Here is a 15341-nt window from a genome sequence, read left to right on the forward strand (position 1 = left end):
AAATTCAATCAAACGTTTGATTGATAAGTGGCAGCTCTTTTTCCGCTGGCGAAGTGCAAGTGAAATAGTTTTTTCAAAAAAATGAAACCTCCATGATTATCTTCCGTAATTAACAAGTACAAGATATTCATGGAGGTTTTCTATTTGAAGATGGTTTGGATCATTACTGGTGTAATTTTAATTATTTCAGCTGTTTTAGCAGTCTTCATGTATCTTAAGAGTAAGAGCAGCGGGGATCCTGAGTCCGTAATTAATTATGTGCAAGAACATAGGGAAACAGAAAATATGGCTATGGTTATTCGCCATCTTTGGCCAACCCGACAGTCGATGTGGTCCAGGTTGAAGACGTACAAATTGCCCAAGTAGAATAGCAGGAAGTATTTGTTAGAATCGGGAACTTATAAGATGATGTTCAAAAGCAGAATCGTAAAGATACATTAAAGGGTGGAGAGTATGGCGCGAATCTTATACATAGAAGATGAAAGCGATATTGGCAGCTGGCTGAAAAACGATTTAGGGGAAAGAGGCCATGAGGTGATCTGGCTGCAGTCCGGAGAAGGGATGGAAGGGTATTTTTCCGAAGCGGATATTGCGATTTTGGATGTGATGCTTCCCGGGCTTGACGGGTTTTCTCTTGGGAAGCGGATTAAGAAAGTAAAGAATGACATGCCGGTATTAATGCTTTCGGCAAGAACGGCGGTTGAGGATAAACTGGAGGGCCTGAGCTTTGCGGATGATTATCTGACAAAGCCTTTCCAGCCGGATGAGCTTGCTGCAAGGATCGAAGTGCTGTTGAGGCGATTTCAAAAGAATGATCAGGTGCTCGACCTTCACCACTTGCAGGTACACACAAAGGATCTGCGGATTATCGACCGGGAGGCAGACAATGAAATTCAATTGACAGGCAAGCAGTATCAGCTCTTTCAGTTCTTCATTCGCCATCTAAATCAGATTCTGACAAAAGAGCAGCTCTATGAAGGTGTCTGGGGAGAACAATACATGGAGGGCGACAAAACCCTGATGGTTCATATCCGCTATCTTCGTGAAAAGCTCGAAAAGAATCCCTCACGTCCTGAAATTATTGAGACCATTCGCGGAATCGGCTACAGGGTGAAGATATGAAAAGATTTTTTCAATCGCTGCAGGCGAGGTATATGGCAATTATTCTGGTTGCCTTATTTCTGTTTCAGGCTGCTTATTTACTCGTGGCTATGCTGGCTATGGGTCTTCAGGAAGACATTTCAGGGGAACAGAACCAAAATGAAACGGATCCTAAGCAGATTGAAGAAAAATGGCATGCAGATTCAAAAGCACTGAAAAATAGCTCAAGAGAATCCATAAGCAGTCTGTTTGCTGAATGGAAAAGGACGTATCCTGCTGCTTCGATGTTTTGGGTAGATGAAATGGGAAATCTGATGGAGCAGCGGGATGTGAAGGGGAATCTGCCTGCTCAGTGGACGCCTGCCTATACAGCGAAGTTTATTAAGGAGAGGTATGGCGGAGATCCTTTTACAGTCATTAGCTTTATTGGCGGTGATGAAAAAAATGGTTTTATCGTTCTGGAAATACCGCGGAATTTGTTTCTTCCGCCGCTGGTGAAGGCAGCAGAAAAATACGGAATCTTCTTAGGGGCGGGTCTGCTTTTGATCATTACCCTGTTTATCATCGTCTCCTTTTTATTTTTCCGGGGCATCCGCAAAAGGCTGCTTCATCTCCAGGAGGCAATGGAAAGACGGGATATGGACAGCCTGCCGATCGGCATTGATGTGCAAAAGAATGATGAAATTGGCCAGCTGGAGAAGACCTTTAATGAGATGGTCGATGAGCTTAAAGAAAGCAAGCAGCGTGAACAGGAGGAAGAGCAGCTGAGGAGGGAGCTGATTGCTAATCTGTCACATGATCTGCGTACGCCTTTGACGAAAATCAATGCGCACACCTACTCAATCGGAAAGGAGGATATTTCTCCTGAAGGGAAACAGGCTGTCAAAGCACTGAAAACCTCCATCGTCAATATTGATAGACTGATAGAAAATTTAATGAGCTACACGCTTTTAATGGCGAGCAAGCATAAGCAGGAGCTGATCGAGCTGGATGAGGTCCGGTTTGTTCGTGAAAATATGGCGTCCTGGTATCCTGTCTTTGAGAAGGAAGGCTTTGAAGTGAACATCGAGTTAGAGCCGCTTGAGAAGAAATGGAAGGCCGATCCAATGTGGCTGGGCCGTATTTTTGATAACATTCTGCAAAATGTGCTGCGGCATGCAAAGGATGGGCTTTATCTTGAAGTGGCGACATTATCCTCCGAAGAGTGGGATGCCATTGTGTTTATCGATCATGGTAAAGGGCTGAAAAACAGTTCCAATGAAAGAGGAGCGGGGATTGGCTTATCGATAGTGGATATGATGGTAAAGGGTATGAATCTTGAGTGGGATATCGAGTCCGGTGACAGTGGTACAGTAATCAAAATCATTAGAAAACATTAGGAGCATCCTCAGGAGGTGCTCCTTTTTTGCTTCATTTTCCATAAGATAAACACTTGATAGATGCCAAAAAGAACAGCCAGTATAACTAGGACAACCCAGCCATAAGTGTGCGGAATAAGGAAATATACGAGTAAGCAGGCAAGAAGGAATACCGCATACCCAATGTTAAACAGTTTATTAAACGTTATTATGTTTACTCCTCTCTGCTGTATTAGACGCATAGCAGAGGGAAAAAGTGTCATTTTTAAACAAATTTTAAACTTCCCTCCACCTTTGTTTTAACCTTCGCCGGATAAGATGGGAAGTGAGGTGAGAGGAATGGAGTATATCGTAAGAACAGAAAATTTATCAAAGCATTTTGGTCAGGAGAAAGCTGTATCAGGACTGGAAATGAAAATACCTAAAGGTGAGATTTACGGATTTCTGGGGCCGAATGGTGCAGGGAAAACGACTACAATCCGGATGCTGTTAGGACTCATGAAGCCTACTTCCGGCAGAATTGAAATTTTTCAAAATGATTTAAAGAAAGAAAGGTTAAATATTTTGAAACGTGTGGGCTCGCTTGTGGAGTCACCATCCTATTATCCGCATTTAACGGCAAAAGAAAATCTGGAAGCCATGAGAAAAATAGTGGGTATGCCGAAACAGAGAATCAATGAAGTGCTCGAAATTGTCCGTCTGACAGCTGCCGGGGATAAAAAAGTAAAGGGCTTCTCACTTGGGATGAAGCAGAGGCTTGGGATTGCTGCTTCGCTGTTAAATAACCCGGAACTGCTGATTTTGGATGAGCCGACAAACGGTTTGGATCCTTCAGGAATTATTGAGATTCGCAATTTAATTAAAAGCCTGCCATCGGAATGCGGAATGACCGTGCTGATCTCAAGCCATCTATTATCGGAGATTGACCAGATGGCGACAACAGTAGGCATTGTGACAAAAGGGAAAATGATATTTCAGGATTCTATTGAAGCGATGCGCATGTTTGCACAGCAATCTGTTCTATTAAAGGTCAGCGAGAGCGATAAAGCCTGGCGTGCCCTGCTTGGAAGAGGAATGAAGGCTGGTTTGGATAATGGGATCATTTCGCTGCCCCAGCAGTCAGATGAAAATGTGGCTGAAGCTGTACGCGGACTTGTGGAAGATGGGTTTTCCGTGTATAGGGTGGAAGAAGAAAAACGGTCATTGGAAGACATATTCCTGCAAATGACAAGAGAGGAGCAGGCCGGATGATGGGAAAACTGCTGTCAGCCGAATTTATGAAAATCAAGCGGAAAGGAATCTGGTTCCTGACCGTCCTGGGTCCAATTGGGGTAGTAGCCATGCAGATGGTCAATTACGGGGTGAGAAAGGAGTATTTGTTCCGCCAGAATGATGACCGTTGGGGGTATTATTTGGACAATATCCATTCGTTCACACCGCTGGCGATTGTGCTGGGCATCGTCATCCTGACGTCTTTTATGTCGAGCATTGAAAATGAAACGAATGCCTGGAAACAACTGATGGCACTGCCGGTTTCTAAAATGGGAGTGTATTTATCGAAATTCACGGTGCTGTCAGTTCTGCTTTTGATATCTTCTGTGCTTTTGCTGCTGTTCACGCTTGCTTTTGGAATCTCTCTGGATTTGGGCGGTGAGATTCCGTATGCCGGACTCCTGAAATATAGTTTTTACCCTTTTTTTGCGGCATTGCCTGTTTTGGCGCTGCAGCTTTGGGCAGCGGCCGTGAGTGTAAACCAGGGTGTGCCAATCACTCTGGGCATTCTGGGTGTTATTTTGACCTATGCCGGCTACGCTTTACCGGATTGGCTGATCTGGAAATGGCCGCTTCTTATGAATGACTGGGAGGAGCCTCTCATCAACGTCCTGCTTGGTGGCGGGGCTGGCTTAATATTATACGCAGCAGGAATGATTGATTTTGTGAGAAGGGATGTGAAATAGATGCTTACTATTTTGAAATCGGAATGGTTTAAACTGCGCAAATCAAACATTATCGGCATCCTTTTGGCAGGGCCGCTGATAGGGTTAGGTGCAGGGATTGGAGCAGATACAGCTGAAGCAGCGGGGATGATGAATGAATGGTATATGATTTTGATTTATATGAATCTGCCTTATGCAGTTCTCTTTTTGCCTTTAATCACGGGAGTCCTGGCAAGCTTTGTCTGCAGGTATGAGCATCAGGCCGGGGGCTGGAAGCAGCTGCTGGCACTGCCAGTCACAAGGGGGAAAGTGTTTGCGGCTAAATATGTTCTGATCCTTTTATTGGTATTGTTCATCCAGTTATTTTATTTAGCCGCTATAGCAGGAGCAGGATTATACAAAGGCATAGCTGATCCATTTCCGGCGGCGATTGTTTGGAAGAGCATACTGGGAGGCTGGATCGCAGCGTTTCCATTAGTTGCGCTGCAGCTGTGGATGTCCGTCTGGTTCAAAAGCTTTGCTGCACCTTTTGCGGTCAATGTCGTTTTTACGCTGCCATCCATTCTTGCGATGAATTCCGAGAAAGTGGGTCCCTATTATCCGTGGGCACAGCCATTTGCCATGATGTACCCAGCGACAGAGAATGGTGACATTTTCTTTATTCCATGGGAGCAGCTTATAACTGTGATTGGGGGATTCTTTTTACTGTTTTATCTGGGCGGCTATTTTTATTTTCAGCGGAAGGCTGTGTAGGTATGATGTTTTTAGGCTGAAAATGTAATTTTTTGAAACCTTTTCTATATATGTCCGTAAAGCATAGTGGAATTATTTTTAACTAGAATAGGAGTGTTCAATATGGAACAAGAAGTAAAAACGAGCAGTGCAAAACCGAGTTTGCTAGGGATGATATGGAGTCCAGGGGAGCAGTTTGACCGGATCCGCCAGAATCCGAGGATTTGGGTGCCGCTCATTTTAGTGAGTATTATTTATTCGATCGGCATGTTTTTAATGGCAATGTCGATGGATGCTTCTTATCTGGGCCTCGAAGGGATGAGCGACGCGGAAGCCGAAATGGTGATGATGTTTGCCAGGGGAGGGGTTGCCATTACCGGTATTTTCACTCCGGTATTTGTGGCACTGATTTCAAGTGCTATCTATATGATTTTCACGAAGATTGCTGGATCTGAAGCGACGTTTAAACAGCTATTTTCTATGAATGTCCATATTATTGTGATTGGCGGTTTTGGTCTTATCGTTAACATGGCACTGAGAGCCGCGATCGGCGGAAATCCGGAAATTTTTATTACCAGCTTAGCAGGTTTGATGAATAGTGAGAAGCCGGGAGTCTTAGGTTCTATTGAATTATTCAGCATTTGGCAGTCGGTTATCACAGCGTTAGGGCTGCAGCGGGTTGCAGGATTATCAAAAGGCTGGGCTTGGGGAATTGCGATTGCGTTCTTCATTATTGGCATTCTGTTCGCGTTACTCAGCAATACCGTCTCAGGAATGACTGGTGTTTAAATGAAAAAGAAAGTTTGGATTGCCATCGGAGTGACGGCTGTGGTTTTGCTGATGGCTGGCGTGAGCATCTACAGACAGGCGTTCGCGAAAGGGCCTGAAGTAAAAACCGCCCATCCGGTGCAGGAGGAAATAACAGAACAGATAATGATTCCCGGAACAGTGAAGCTGGTGAATGAACAGAAGATATATGCTTCTCCTGAAAATGGCGAAATAAAGGAATTTCTGGTGGATGAAGGGGATTCCGTCAAAAAAGGAGAGGTTCTGGCCAGGTTTGATGAACAGGCTCTAGCACTTGAATTGGATAAGGTTAAACTCCAGGCTGAATCAGGTTATTTAAAGATCAATCAGCTGGAAAAACAGGAAAATGAGCTTGGTGATAAGGAAAAAGAACTGCGCAAACAGGCTGGAAAAAAAGAAGCTGAAAAACAAATACAGCCTGAAAGGGATCAGCTAAAGCTGGAAAAGCGTTTGGCGAATCTGGAATTAAGCCAGGTGCTGCTGCAGAAAAAGGATATTGAAAAACGCCTGGAAGAATTAGAGATTAAGAGCACGATGGATGGAGTGGTGCTCCAGGTGAACAAAGAAACGCCATCCGATCCATCATCAGCAGGAAAGCCAGTCATTTATATAGGAGATCTGAAAGCGATTGGAGCATCGGGCCTGCTTTCAGAATTCGATTCATTGAAGGTCAGTGAGGGGCAAAAAGTGACCCTCCGTTCCGATGCGATTCCTGACAAGGAATGGAAAGGTGAAGTCAGCGAAGTGGCTGACATGCCAGAAGAGAACCAGGGAATAAACCCTGCGGAAAATAGTGCGCCGCAGTATCGGGTGGAGATTTCTGTGAAGGAGATGTCTCTGAAACCGGGTTTTCAGCTCATAATGGAAATCGAAACGGATAAAAAGAAGGCGCTCACTGTTCCTGCTAACGCAGTCGTCACGGGTGACAGCAGTGTATATGTTTTCGTGGTCAGGGACCAGAAAAGCTATCAACAGGAAGTGGAGACTGGTGTTGCTTCCGGGAATAAAATCGAGATAACAGGCGGACTTAAAGAGAAGGATTTGATCATTACGAATCCAACAGATCAGCTGAAAGACGGCGTGGAAGTGGATGCAAAATGATCAATCTCAGTGGCATAACCAAGTCCTATCAGGCGGGAAAAGATAGCATTGAAGTATTAAAAGGAATTAACCTGAGCATTGAACAGGGCGATTCTGTAGCCATTATGGGGCCATCCGGATCAGGCAAATCAACACTTATGAATATTATTGGATGCCTCGATCTGCCGACAGAAGGAACTTATGAACTGGATGGAGAGAATATATCCCATTACTCGGAAGCAGAGCTGGCCAAGGTCAGAAATCAGTCGATCGGGTTTGTGTTTCAGCAGTTTCATCTGCTTCCGAGGCTGACGGCTATTCAAAATGTTGAGCTGCCGATGATTTATAGCGGCCTTGCCAAAAAGGAACGATTGGAACGGGCGGAAGCAGCGCTGGTTAAAGTGGGCCTGAGCGATCGGATGGAGCATCTGCCAAATGCCTTATCAGGGGGGCAGAAGCAACGGGTTGCCATCGCCCGGGCGATTGTGAATGAGCCAAAAATCATCTTGGCGGATGAACCGACAGGTGCACTAGATACGAAAACAAGTGCCTCCATTATGGAGCTGTTCAGTGAGCTGAACCATGAAGGATCAACAATTGTAATGGTGACACATGAACCTGAGATAGCAGAATATGCTCATCACACGATTATGGTGAGGGACGGGCTGATTGTCAACGCTGAACCTTCACGGAGGGGGGCGCCTGTATGAGTTTTTTAGAAAATGTCAAAATGGCACTCAGCTCATTGAAGGCGCATAAAATGAGATCGATTTTAACCATGATCGGAATCATTATTGGTGTTGGGGCGGTTATCATTGTAGTTGCCATTGGCCAGGGCGGAGAAGCGATGCTGAAAACGCAGCTGACAGGTCCGGGCAATACAGTGGAATTATTTTATCAGCCTTCTGAGGAGGAAATTCAGGCAAACCCGAACATATTTAATGAGGCTCCTTTTGATGGGGAAGATATCAACGCACTGGAGCAGATTCCCGAGATTAAACGGGTGGTTGCATCAAGCTCACAGTTTTCACAGGCTTCATATGGCGAACAGACTGCAGAGACTTCAACAACAGGGGTTGGTCCTGCTTATTTTGAGCTGAATAATGTAGACCTGGAAAAAGGGCGATCCTTCACGGCTGCCGATTTCCTTGGCGGACGCAGGGTGGGACTTGTCAGCTTTTCCATGCAGGAGGAGCTCTTTGACGGCAAGTCGCCGGTTGGCGAAGTGATCCGGATTGGGAACCAGCCGATTGAGATTATTGGCGTCATGGAAAAGCCGACAGGGCTCTTTTCATTCGGTGTTCTGGAGATCTATGTGCCTACGAAAACATGGCAGACTATTTATGGGAAGAGTGACTTTACCCAGGTGACGCTTCAGGCAGAATCCGCTGATCAGCTTCAGACGGCTGGAAAGAAGGCTGCGAGCTTACTTAACAAGATGCATAATACAGAAGAATCTTATATGGTCATCAACATGGAAGAAATGGCAGAAGGAATCGGCCAAATTACAAAGGTCATGACATTAATTATCGGCAGTATCGCCGGCATCTCGCTGTTTGTCGGCGGAATTGGCGTCATGAATATCATGCTCGTCTCTGTAACGGAACGAACGAGGGAAATCGGCATCCGTAAAGCACTCGGAGCGACCAGGGGACAAATCATGGGACAGTTTTTAATCGAATCTGTCACCCTTACCTTGATCGGCGGAGTGCTGGGGATCCTGCTGGGCTGGGGTTCAGCATCTCTTATTTCATTCTTTGCGGGCTGGCCATCGCTCATTTCGTGGCAGGTCGTCGCCGGAGCCCTATTCTTTTCAATGGCGATCGGAATTATCTTCGGCCTGCTTCCGGCCAATAAAGCTTCAAGGCTGAGTCCGATTGAATCTTTGCGGTATGAGTGATTAGTAAAGAGGCTATCTTCGGCTGAGGCTGAGGGTAGTCTTTTGTTTGAGGTGAACATAATGATTCAATTAAATATTTTTGTTATGTTTTTGTTCACTTTGCTAGCGCGATATATGATATGTGGCGCATTTGAATCTGCTCTGGGATAAGGGATACCAGATTTTTTAGGGATATCTGTTTGGAAAACCTGCGCCAATTGCAGAAATGGATAGAAAAGTCCTGTCTCCGTGATGAATTTTATTTGTAGGAATAGACCACTTTTCTTCGGAATAAAGGTGCCTCGGGCAATTTCTGTGCGGATAGCTGAGAAATATATGCTCATAAGATTTTTTTGTGCGTACAGCATTTTAAAAGGAAATCTGGCTGATATCAGCGAACATACATTAGGATGAAAACAGCTGAATAGAGGCTAAAAAATGGAGCTTAAAACAGAGAGGCTAATAATCCGTAAGTTTAAATCAGAAGACTGGCAGGCAGTTTATGAGTATACATCAAATTCGGAAGTGATGAGATACATTCCGGAAGGTGTATTTACAGAAGAAGCGGCAAAAGAGTTTATCCGCAGGAATATAGAGAAAGCCGAACATTTCCCTGTTTTTATAGATGGGAAGGTTCTGATCGGCCATATTGGGTTTCATAAATATTTTGGCGATCATACCTTTGAGATTGGCTGGGTGTTTAATCCGAGGTTTTATAATAAAGGCTACGCATCAGAATCAGCATATGCTGTTCTGAAATATGGCTTCGAAAAGCTGGGCCTGCACAGGATCATTGCAACCTGCCAGCCCGAGAACCCGCCGTCTTACCATGTAATGGAGAAAATCGGCATGAGGCGGGAAGGCTTTTTCAAAAAGTGCATTCCACATGGGGATGAGTGGTGGGATGAATATTATTATGCGATTTTGAAGGAAGAATTTTGAATTCAGGTAAATAAAGGGCCCATGTATATCACCATCCTGATTTGAAGAAAATATGGCCAGGAGGTGATATACATGGCTAAAGATGTTCTTTGTGAAGTAAATAACTGCACTTATTGGGAACAGGGAAATAAGTGCGCTGCAGAAGCTATTTATGTTGTCAGCCACACAGGCAAGCAGGCTTCCAACAGCAAAGAGACAGACTGTAAAACGTTTGAGCCGGAAATGTAAGCCAAAAGGGTAACCGATCTGGTTACCTCCCTGCTATTTATTATTGATAATAATTATCAGTTTCATTCAAAAAAATTTACCAGGCTGATTCTTTTGTTTTTCGAAGCGGAGTCAGTTTTTTCATATTCTTTAAGATCTTATAATGGGCAGTAGCTACTTTTTCTTCTACATAATCCAATGAATAATCACCCGATGGATCAGAAAGTTCCCCAATCGCACGTGATAGATCATCAATCACTGTTCTGTATGATTCATTTTTCTTATGATCTTCCTTTGTATTCATTTCTACCATAATGTCGTGAGCAAGGCTTTGAATTCTCCGTAAACGAATTTGTTTCGATTGCATATGATCGCATCCTCCCCTTTTTTTGCTGAATCATTATATTATATATGGCCTTTCCATAGAAAAAATAACTGTAATCCGATGTGCGCATTAACTGGAATAATATAGTATAATGAGTGGGTCTTGTTTTTTTCTGACAATTTAGTAAAAGGAGGCGTTCAATATGCTAAATAAAACTTTAGTTATTATGGATCAAAATAAGGGGAGAACGCCTAATTAAAAACAGCGTTTCCCCAAAAATGTGAAAAGGGGAAATTTATTTTGAATACTGGCAAAGTGAAAATTGAAGAAGTAACAGCAGACAATTGGTTTGACTGCTGTTTATTGGAGCTTTCAGAGGAACAAAGAGCTTATATGGAGCCAAATGCTGTTTCCATTGCGCAATCTAAATTTGAAACAGCGCTTAGACCGTATGTGATTTACTTAGAAGATAAAGCTGTCGGCTTCTTAATGTTTAATACATGTTTAGAAGAAATGGATGCATACTGGATTTACCGGATTATGGTTGATAAGGAACACCAAGGCAGGGGAATAGGCAAAAAAGCGACAGAACTGATGATTGCTGAGATGGCGAAACTGCCGAATGCTAAAAAACTTGCAGTAGGCTACCATCCGGAAAACCTTGGGGCACACCATCTTTATGCAAGTTTGGGATTTGCAGATCATGGCCAAAGATTTGGGAAGGAAATGGCGGTTGTTAAAGATTTAGACTGAGTAATAGAGGGGAGATGCAGAATGAAAGTGGGAATGACCCTGTTTTTCGGAGGGCTGATTTTACTTATGTCCGGCATCTTTCTGTCTGCTTATTGGGCAATCGCCGGCAGTTTCGTGGGGATCTTCGGAGGGATGATGATGGGAAGCTCTTCTTATTTCCTGGCGAAAACAGGGAAGAAGGCAGGTTAAGAGTTATGGAATTTATGATTTTTTTATTTGTTTTCTTTATCTTTCTGGCAATCAGTTCCGTAATGAATGTGTTATTCAAGATGACGGAAAAGAAGCATTGGGGCATGTCGCTGCTGCTGAGCCTGGTGTTAGCTGTCATAACAATTGCTATTTTGGGGATTAAATAGGAAGAAGGAAGTCCGGGGAAGATTTCCGGGCTTTTTATGTGTATAAAAATGCTTGGTAAACACAAACTTTAGGTATCTTACAACGGAAAGGTGATTAAAAATGGATAAAGAATATCAATTTGCAAATTTGTCCGACGGGGATCTGCAGCAGGTGCATAATCTGGAAAAACGCTTAAGTGAGGAAAAAGGAGAAGAAGTCATTCTCATTGCTTATCATGATCAGAATGAGGATAAAAGGCAATAAAGACGAAAAAACGCTTGGGCATCTCCTATCCCAAGCGTCTTTTTGTCTATAATTTATTTTTTATCTACAGGCTGCGCATCATATACTTTCACCTGAGGAGGTACAGCAAAATATTTAGGAGCTTTTGCCGTAAAGGATGTAAAGTGTTCAGTCTGGTTGTGGAACTTCACAGCGTCCATATCCTTCCACAATTCCACCATAGTATAGGCACCCGCTTTTTCTGTATCTTTTACAAGGTCATAAGAGATATTGCCTTTTTCTGCTCTGGAAGCCTCGATCAGCGGACGGATTTCAGCAAGAAATTAAGTTTCTTTTTCAGTTTGTACTTGGAATCCGGCATGAATAATGATCATGTTTGATTTCTCCTTAATGAGTTATTTCCACTCCGTGATATCTTCAACAGGCAGGCGGACCGTTTTGTAGCCTTGATCAGCAGCTTTCCCGATGGAAATTAGCATGACAGGATAGTAGCGTTCCTTGTCCAAATCAAAAGCTTCGGCAATGCGGTCTTTTTCATAACCGCCAATTGGATTTGTATCATAGCCATGAGCACGTGCTGCAAGCATTAGCTGCATGGATACAAGACCGGCATCAATCAGGTTCATTTCTTTCTTTTGCTCGAATGTCATGTTTTCCACTAAGCCTTTGATGGATGGCACCTGCTTGTCCCTAACATCAGCAGGCATGTATCCTTTTTCAACAGCTGTGTCATAAATTTTCTCAATGAATGCTTCGCTCTTCATATCAACAAAGACGGCAACGACAGCTGCTGATGTCTCTACTTGCCTTTGATTGAATTTTGCAAGTGGTGCCAGTGTTTCTTTGCCTTCTTTTGAATCGATTACCACAAATCGCCATGGCTGCAGGTTTACAGATGAAGGAGCTAAAGAGGCTTCCTCCAGGATTTCAGCCATTTCTTCTCTGCTGATTTTCACTGTTGGGTCATAATTACGGATGGAACGGCGGCCTGTAACGATTTCTTTAAAGTCATTGATAATGGTTTTATTCATAGTGAACTCTCCTTTATGTTTTTCTGGATGAAAAAATTAAAGATTATCTACATTTTCCTGGATGCGAGTGAGCATATTTAATAGTGTGCTTCGCTCAAGCTCCGAAAAGCCGTCCAGGATTTTGGAAATAAACCGCTGCTTTTCTTCACAATAAGCAGCAATCTTCGTTTTGCCTTCCTCTGTCAGGCTGACATAAGTAAAACGGTTATCTGCAGGATTTTTCCTGCGTATCACCATGCCTTTTTCTTCAAGCTGTTTTAGATGTCTCGTGACAGCAGCATGATCGATATTTACTTTTTTCTGAAGCTCCCGCTGTGTAATTTCTTCCGCTTCAAAAAGCTCCCGGAGAATCTCAAGCCGTGACTGGCTGATGCCTGTACAGCGTTCAAACTTCGGCATTGTCTGCTTATTGAGCTCAAACAGCCGGGCAGCAATTAATTCTTCTTGCTTAGAACATTTGAACACAGCATTCCCGCCTTTTGGATAATTGATAGGTCAATTATTGATGCATCAATTACTATAATATAAAATATTTTAGAAATCAAACTGGATGCTTAAGGCATGAAAATCCTGCTGAAAAACTTATGAGTCAGCAGGGTTTTCAGTCATGAGCTTCATTTTCTTAAAGTTTCACTGCGTCTATAGCCATATTGAAGGCGCAGGGCCGCATCGAACCGAGGGAATTGGAATGGAGTTTTTGCCACTGTATGTGGAACAGGCTTATTTGACGCCATTCATACAATTTCAGATAAAGATGCCTTCAAACTAGTAAAGGGGCTGGCATTGTTTCAAGGATACTTAGTTTGAAGTTCTCCAGGAGCAGTTTTCGAAGCATTACTGAGAGAAGCAGAATATGCTCCGCATGGCAGGAATATCCTCACCATTTTTCCTGACAGGATTTGCATCAGCGCTATAAGGAAAAGCCCCATTTAGTTCACATTCTAAATGGGGCTTGCTTATTTTTTATATGAAATGCTTAACTTCTTAACGCTCTTTTGACTTTCCTTGCAAAATTGATTGGATGATCAACATCCTGGATATTCACGTAAATGAGGCTGGGCTGATCAAATAGCCACTCATTGTGTACGGATGAAACAGTTATTCCCTGTTTAATAATAGCACCAGCAAATCCATCTACTTCCTTTTGCAAGAGGGCCACCCTGCCCAGACACAATGCCCGTCCTGACCTGGCATCCATCGATTCAAATGAGAAAGAAGTTGTTACGCTAAATGGTTTCCCCATAATGGTGACTTCCAGGTCATCCCGATTAATCGTTGCTACACACTTCCCGCCGGCAAATCCTTCCTGGCCGCCGAATGTTCTTGCAAACTGCTGACACAGCGCTTCTTCATTGATTGCCATCCATTTATACCTCCCCGTCACTTTTTATTAGTGACCTGCCCTAACAACTTTTGCTCTAATGTATGATGTTGGGCTCTCGAGTATTCGGTTAACGGTATCAAAACACAAAATGAACTATATGAATATTTTTCATTATATGGTAATATAAGGAAGTAAAGGAGGGGTGATGGATATTCAGCATGCCCATGAAAAAGGTTTAATACCTAAGTTATTCAGCCTAAGTCTGATTTACATTTTAAGTGTAATACCCATTAGCATCATTTGTGTTAACTTCCTTCATAAATTCTACTTTCATCCTCAATACTTCTTAGCATTTAGCACCTATAAACAATCATATGTGATTTTTAGTGCAGGATTTTTTCTTTTGTTCGCTATGGCTGGGCTTTTTCTGTATTCCAGTGAAGTGGAGTCCTCAAGATGGCTGACTTTAACAGCTGTCTTCTTGTTTGGCCTGTCTCTTTTCATATTTTATTTGTCTCTTGATTTGTATACCTATGTGGATGAAAAAGGGATACATATAAATAGCGCACCAAATATAAGGGCTGTTGATAGTTATCCGTGGGAAGAGGTGGTGTCAGTCACTCAGCTGAACAAAGGAGGTGCTCCGGCCCAGCTTGAGGTTAGATTAGCAGGAGACAAAAAAATTGTGCTGAATTTGCATGCAGACTGGTATGCAAAGAGAAGTGCGTTTTACGAGATGCTTCGGGAATATGAGATTCCGTTTGATACAAGGGAAAAATAAGTGCCTGTCATCTTTAACAGGCACTTTGTATATTCTTCAATATGAAAGATCTGTAGTTATTTATTGATCAATCTTAGCTGATCTGCGCTCTTGCTCTGCCAGAATTTCGGCATCTTCAGCATTATCCCGTGTCACTTTTTGAGTCAGAATGGATCCAACTGCAACCAGGAGCATAACCGCAATATAATAACCTTTCTCATTGAGTTGCATTTCGGCATTATAGAGGCCGATTAGAAACAAACCAACACCGGCAATTAATGTAAAGTAGGCTAAAAAAGTAAAAGCTGGCGTGTTTCTCCTTCTATACTTTTGCATAGTTTCAATCCCCTTTTTCATAGCGTTCTTTCTCTTTTTCTCTTTGCACAGATGTAACATTTTATTCTTAATGAATTAAAATTATCCTTTTTTGTGAAAAAATGCAACAAATATCCATAAGTGATTTTTACTATTTTACAATTACATGTTTAGATAAAGAGAGATTACTAAATTTATATTTTTCTAAGGA

21 protein-coding genes and 2 pseudogenes are annotated in these 15341 nt (G+C 42.9%); 17 read left to right on the top strand and 6 right to left on the bottom strand.

The features are described from left to right. The first annotated feature begins 453 nt into the window (after positions 1–453). The 11 genes from BFI01S_RS13685 (at position 454) to BFI01S_RS22565 (ending at position 10064) form a co-directional block, all read left to right on the top strand. Positions 454–1122, top strand: coding sequence for a response regulator transcription factor (locus BFI01S_RS13685; RefSeq protein ID WP_061793124.1), 669 nt, complete (start codon positions 454–456; stop codon positions 1120–1122). Continuing rightward, a complete protein-coding gene (locus tag BFI01S_RS13690; protein WP_061793125.1) occupies positions 1119–2480 on the top strand; it encodes a sensor histidine kinase in 1362 nt (453 codons plus the stop codon). The genes BFI01S_RS13685 and BFI01S_RS13690 overlap by 4 nt, the downstream gene beginning before the upstream one ends. A 318-nt stretch (positions 2481–2798) precedes the next feature. Beyond that, a complete protein-coding gene (locus tag BFI01S_RS13700; protein WP_061793127.1) occupies positions 2799–3710 on the top strand; it encodes an ABC transporter ATP-binding protein in 912 nt (303 codons plus the stop codon). Beyond that, positions 3707–4417: an ABC transporter permease gene (locus BFI01S_RS13705; RefSeq protein ID WP_061793128.1), complete on the top strand. Its 711-nt coding sequence runs from the start codon at positions 3707–3709 to the stop codon at positions 4415–4417. The genes BFI01S_RS13700 and BFI01S_RS13705 overlap by 4 nt, the downstream gene beginning before the upstream one ends. Continuing rightward, positions 4418–5149, top strand: a complete 732-nt coding sequence (locus BFI01S_RS13710; protein ID WP_061793129.1) for an ABC transporter permease — start codon at positions 4418–4420, stop codon at positions 5147–5149. 102 nt (positions 5150–5251) lie between these two features. Then, entirely contained in the window at positions 5252–5917 is a 666-nt protein-coding gene (gene yknW, locus BFI01S_RS13715) for a YknW family membrane protein (RefSeq protein WP_061793130.1), read from the top strand. Then, positions 5918–7036, top strand: coding sequence for an efflux RND transporter periplasmic adaptor subunit (locus tag BFI01S_RS13720; protein ID WP_061793131.1), 1119 nt, complete (start codon positions 5918–5920; stop codon positions 7034–7036). Beyond that, positions 7033–7725 carry an ABC transporter ATP-binding protein gene (locus BFI01S_RS13725; RefSeq protein ID WP_061793132.1) on the top strand — a complete coding sequence of 231 codons (693 nt, stop codon included), beginning with the start codon at positions 7033–7035 and terminating at the stop codon, positions 7723–7725. Before BFI01S_RS13720 ends, BFI01S_RS13725 begins: the two co-directional genes overlap by 4 nt. Beyond that, positions 7722–8915 (top strand): ABC transporter permease, encoded by a 1194-nt coding sequence (locus BFI01S_RS13730; protein WP_061793133.1) that lies wholly within the window; start codon positions 7722–7724, stop codon positions 8913–8915. The genes BFI01S_RS13725 and BFI01S_RS13730 overlap by 4 nt, the downstream gene beginning before the upstream one ends. A gap of 417 nt (positions 8916–9332) precedes the next feature. Then, the gene (locus BFI01S_RS13735; protein ID WP_061793134.1) at positions 9333–9836 is read left to right on the top strand and encodes a GNAT family N-acetyltransferase; all 504 of its coding nucleotides are present in this window, start codon (positions 9333–9335) and stop codon (positions 9834–9836) included. A gap of 72 nt (positions 9837–9908) precedes the next feature. Further along, a complete protein-coding gene (locus BFI01S_RS22565) occupies positions 9909–10064 on the top strand; it encodes a DUF1540 domain-containing protein (RefSeq protein WP_082804531.1) in 156 nt (51 codons plus the stop codon). A 76-nt stretch (positions 10065–10140) separates the two neighbouring features. Here the strand turns inward: BFI01S_RS22565 and BFI01S_RS13740 are convergent, their stop codons facing one another. After that, a complete protein-coding gene (locus tag BFI01S_RS13740; RefSeq protein WP_061793135.1) occupies positions 10141–10410 on the bottom strand; it encodes a hypothetical protein in 270 nt (89 codons plus the stop codon). Positions 10411–10668: 258 nt separating this feature from the next. Here BFI01S_RS13740 and BFI01S_RS13745 point away from each other — a divergent pair, with 258 nt between their 5' ends. The 4 genes from BFI01S_RS13745 to BFI01S_RS23460 all read left to right on the top strand — a co-directional run bounded on the left by BFI01S_RS13745 (position 10669) and on the right by BFI01S_RS23460 (position 11721). Continuing rightward, entirely contained in the window at positions 10669–11121 is a 453-nt protein-coding gene (locus BFI01S_RS13745; RefSeq protein WP_061793136.1) for a GNAT family N-acetyltransferase, read from the top strand. A 21-nt stretch (positions 11122–11142) separates the two neighbouring features. Continuing rightward, positions 11143–11310: a hypothetical protein gene (locus tag BFI01S_RS23450; protein WP_169799768.1), complete on the top strand. Its 168-nt coding sequence runs from the start codon at positions 11143–11145 to the stop codon at positions 11308–11310. Positions 11311–11315: 5 nt separating this feature from the next. After that, on the top strand, positions 11316–11477 hold the full coding sequence (locus tag BFI01S_RS23455; RefSeq protein WP_169799769.1) for a hypothetical protein: 162 nt from the start codon (positions 11316–11318) through the stop codon (positions 11475–11477). Between the two features lie 100 nt (positions 11478–11577). Further along, entirely contained in the window at positions 11578–11721 is a 144-nt protein-coding gene (locus BFI01S_RS23460; protein ID WP_169799770.1) for a hypothetical protein, read from the top strand. A 53-nt stretch (positions 11722–11774) separates the two neighbouring features. On the opposite strand, the pseudogene BFI01S_RS13750 reads toward BFI01S_RS23460, so the two are convergent. The 3 genes and pseudogenes from BFI01S_RS13750 to BFI01S_RS13760 all read right to left on the bottom strand — a co-directional run bounded on the left by BFI01S_RS13750 (position 11775) and on the right by BFI01S_RS13760 (position 13196). Continuing rightward, positions 11775–12074 (bottom strand): annotated as a pseudogene (locus BFI01S_RS13750) (putative quinol monooxygenase). A 21-nt stretch (positions 12075–12095) separates the two neighbouring features. Further along, positions 12096–12731, bottom strand: a complete 636-nt coding sequence (locus BFI01S_RS13755) for a nitroreductase family protein (protein WP_061793137.1) — start codon at positions 12729–12731, stop codon at positions 12096–12098. A 36-nt stretch (positions 12732–12767) separates the two neighbouring features. Continuing rightward, on the bottom strand, positions 12768–13196 hold the full coding sequence (locus BFI01S_RS13760; RefSeq protein WP_061793138.1) for a MarR family winged helix-turn-helix transcriptional regulator: 429 nt from the start codon (positions 13194–13196) through the stop codon (positions 12768–12770). Positions 13197–13389: 193 nt separating this feature from the next. Between BFI01S_RS13760 and BFI01S_RS24040 the strand changes: the two are divergent. Beyond that, positions 13390–13664: pseudogene (locus BFI01S_RS24040) on the top strand (hypothetical protein); the annotation flags it as partial. A gap of 43 nt (positions 13665–13707) precedes the next feature. Here BFI01S_RS24040 and BFI01S_RS13765 read toward each other — a convergent pair. Beyond that, entirely contained in the window at positions 13708–14094 is a 387-nt protein-coding gene (locus tag BFI01S_RS13765) for a DUF1259 domain-containing protein (RefSeq protein ID WP_061793139.1), read from the bottom strand. Between the two features lie 166 nt (positions 14095–14260). Here BFI01S_RS13765 and BFI01S_RS13770 point away from each other — a divergent pair, with 166 nt between their 5' ends. Further along, positions 14261–14836 carry a hypothetical protein gene (locus BFI01S_RS13770; protein ID WP_061793140.1) on the top strand — a complete coding sequence of 192 codons (576 nt, stop codon included), beginning with the start codon at positions 14261–14263 and terminating at the stop codon, positions 14834–14836. Positions 14837–14896: 60 nt separating this feature from the next. Here the strand turns inward: BFI01S_RS13770 and BFI01S_RS13775 are convergent, their stop codons facing one another. Continuing rightward, positions 14897–15151, bottom strand: a complete 255-nt coding sequence (locus BFI01S_RS13775; RefSeq protein ID WP_061793142.1) for a YiaA/YiaB family inner membrane protein — start codon at positions 15149–15151, stop codon at positions 14897–14899. Positions 15152–15341: the final 190 nt, after the last annotated feature.

The sequence above is a fragment of the Cytobacillus firmus NBRC 15306 genome (assembly GCF_001591465.1).
GTDB classification, from domain to species: domain Bacteria; phylum Bacillota; class Bacilli; order Bacillales; family Cytobacillaceae; genus Cytobacillus; species Cytobacillus firmus.

Excerpts from the sequence above, each read along its gene's own strand:
- BFI01S_RS13765 (WP_061793139.1), bottom strand. The coding sequence starts at position 14,094 with ATGGCAATCAATGAAGAAGCGCTGTGTCAGCAGTTTGCAAGAACATTC.
- BFI01S_RS13730 (WP_061793133.1), top strand. The coding sequence starts at position 7,722 with ATGAGTTTTTTAGAAAATGTCAAAATGGCACTCAGCTCATTGAAGGCG.
- BFI01S_RS23455 (WP_169799769.1), top strand. The coding sequence starts at position 11,316 with ATGGAATTTATGATTTTTTTATTTGTTTTCTTTATCTTTCTGGCAATC.
- yknW (WP_061793130.1), top strand. The coding sequence starts at position 5,252 with ATGGAACAAGAAGTAAAAACGAGCAGTGCAAAACCGAGTTTGCTAGGG.
- BFI01S_RS23460 (WP_169799770.1), top strand. The coding sequence starts at position 11,578 with ATGGATAAAGAATATCAATTTGCAAATTTGTCCGACGGGGATCTGCAG.
- BFI01S_RS13710 (WP_061793129.1), top strand. The coding sequence starts at position 4,418 with ATGCTTACTATTTTGAAATCGGAATGGTTTAAACTGCGCAAATCAAAC.
- BFI01S_RS13755 (WP_061793137.1), bottom strand. The coding sequence starts at position 12,731 with ATGAATAAAACCATTATCAATGACTTTAAAGAAATCGTTACAGGCCGC.
- BFI01S_RS13770 (WP_061793140.1), top strand. The coding sequence starts at position 14,261 with ATGGATATTCAGCATGCCCATGAAAAAGGTTTAATACCTAAGTTATTC.
- BFI01S_RS23450 (WP_169799768.1), top strand. The coding sequence starts at position 11,143 with ATGAAAGTGGGAATGACCCTGTTTTTCGGAGGGCTGATTTTACTTATG.
- BFI01S_RS13725 (WP_061793132.1), top strand. The coding sequence starts at position 7,033 with ATGATCAATCTCAGTGGCATAACCAAGTCCTATCAGGCGGGAAAAGAT.
- BFI01S_RS13740 (WP_061793135.1), bottom strand. The coding sequence starts at position 10,410 with ATGCAATCGAAACAAATTCGTTTACGGAGAATTCAAAGCCTTGCTCAC.
- BFI01S_RS13700 (WP_061793127.1), top strand. The coding sequence starts at position 2,799 with ATGGAGTATATCGTAAGAACAGAAAATTTATCAAAGCATTTTGGTCAG.
- BFI01S_RS22565 (WP_082804531.1), top strand. The coding sequence starts at position 9,909 with ATGGCTAAAGATGTTCTTTGTGAAGTAAATAACTGCACTTATTGGGAA.
- BFI01S_RS13705 (WP_061793128.1), top strand. The coding sequence starts at position 3,707 with ATGATGGGAAAACTGCTGTCAGCCGAATTTATGAAAATCAAGCGGAAA.
- BFI01S_RS13775 (WP_061793142.1), bottom strand. The coding sequence starts at position 15,151 with ATGCAAAAGTATAGAAGGAGAAACACGCCAGCTTTTACTTTTTTAGCC.
- BFI01S_RS13720 (WP_061793131.1), top strand. The coding sequence starts at position 5,918 with ATGAAAAAGAAAGTTTGGATTGCCATCGGAGTGACGGCTGTGGTTTTG.
- BFI01S_RS13685 (WP_061793124.1), top strand. The coding sequence starts at position 454 with ATGGCGCGAATCTTATACATAGAAGATGAAAGCGATATTGGCAGCTGG.
- BFI01S_RS13690 (WP_061793125.1), top strand. The coding sequence starts at position 1,119 with ATGAAAAGATTTTTTCAATCGCTGCAGGCGAGGTATATGGCAATTATT.
- BFI01S_RS13735 (WP_061793134.1), top strand. The coding sequence starts at position 9,333 with ATGGAGCTTAAAACAGAGAGGCTAATAATCCGTAAGTTTAAATCAGAA.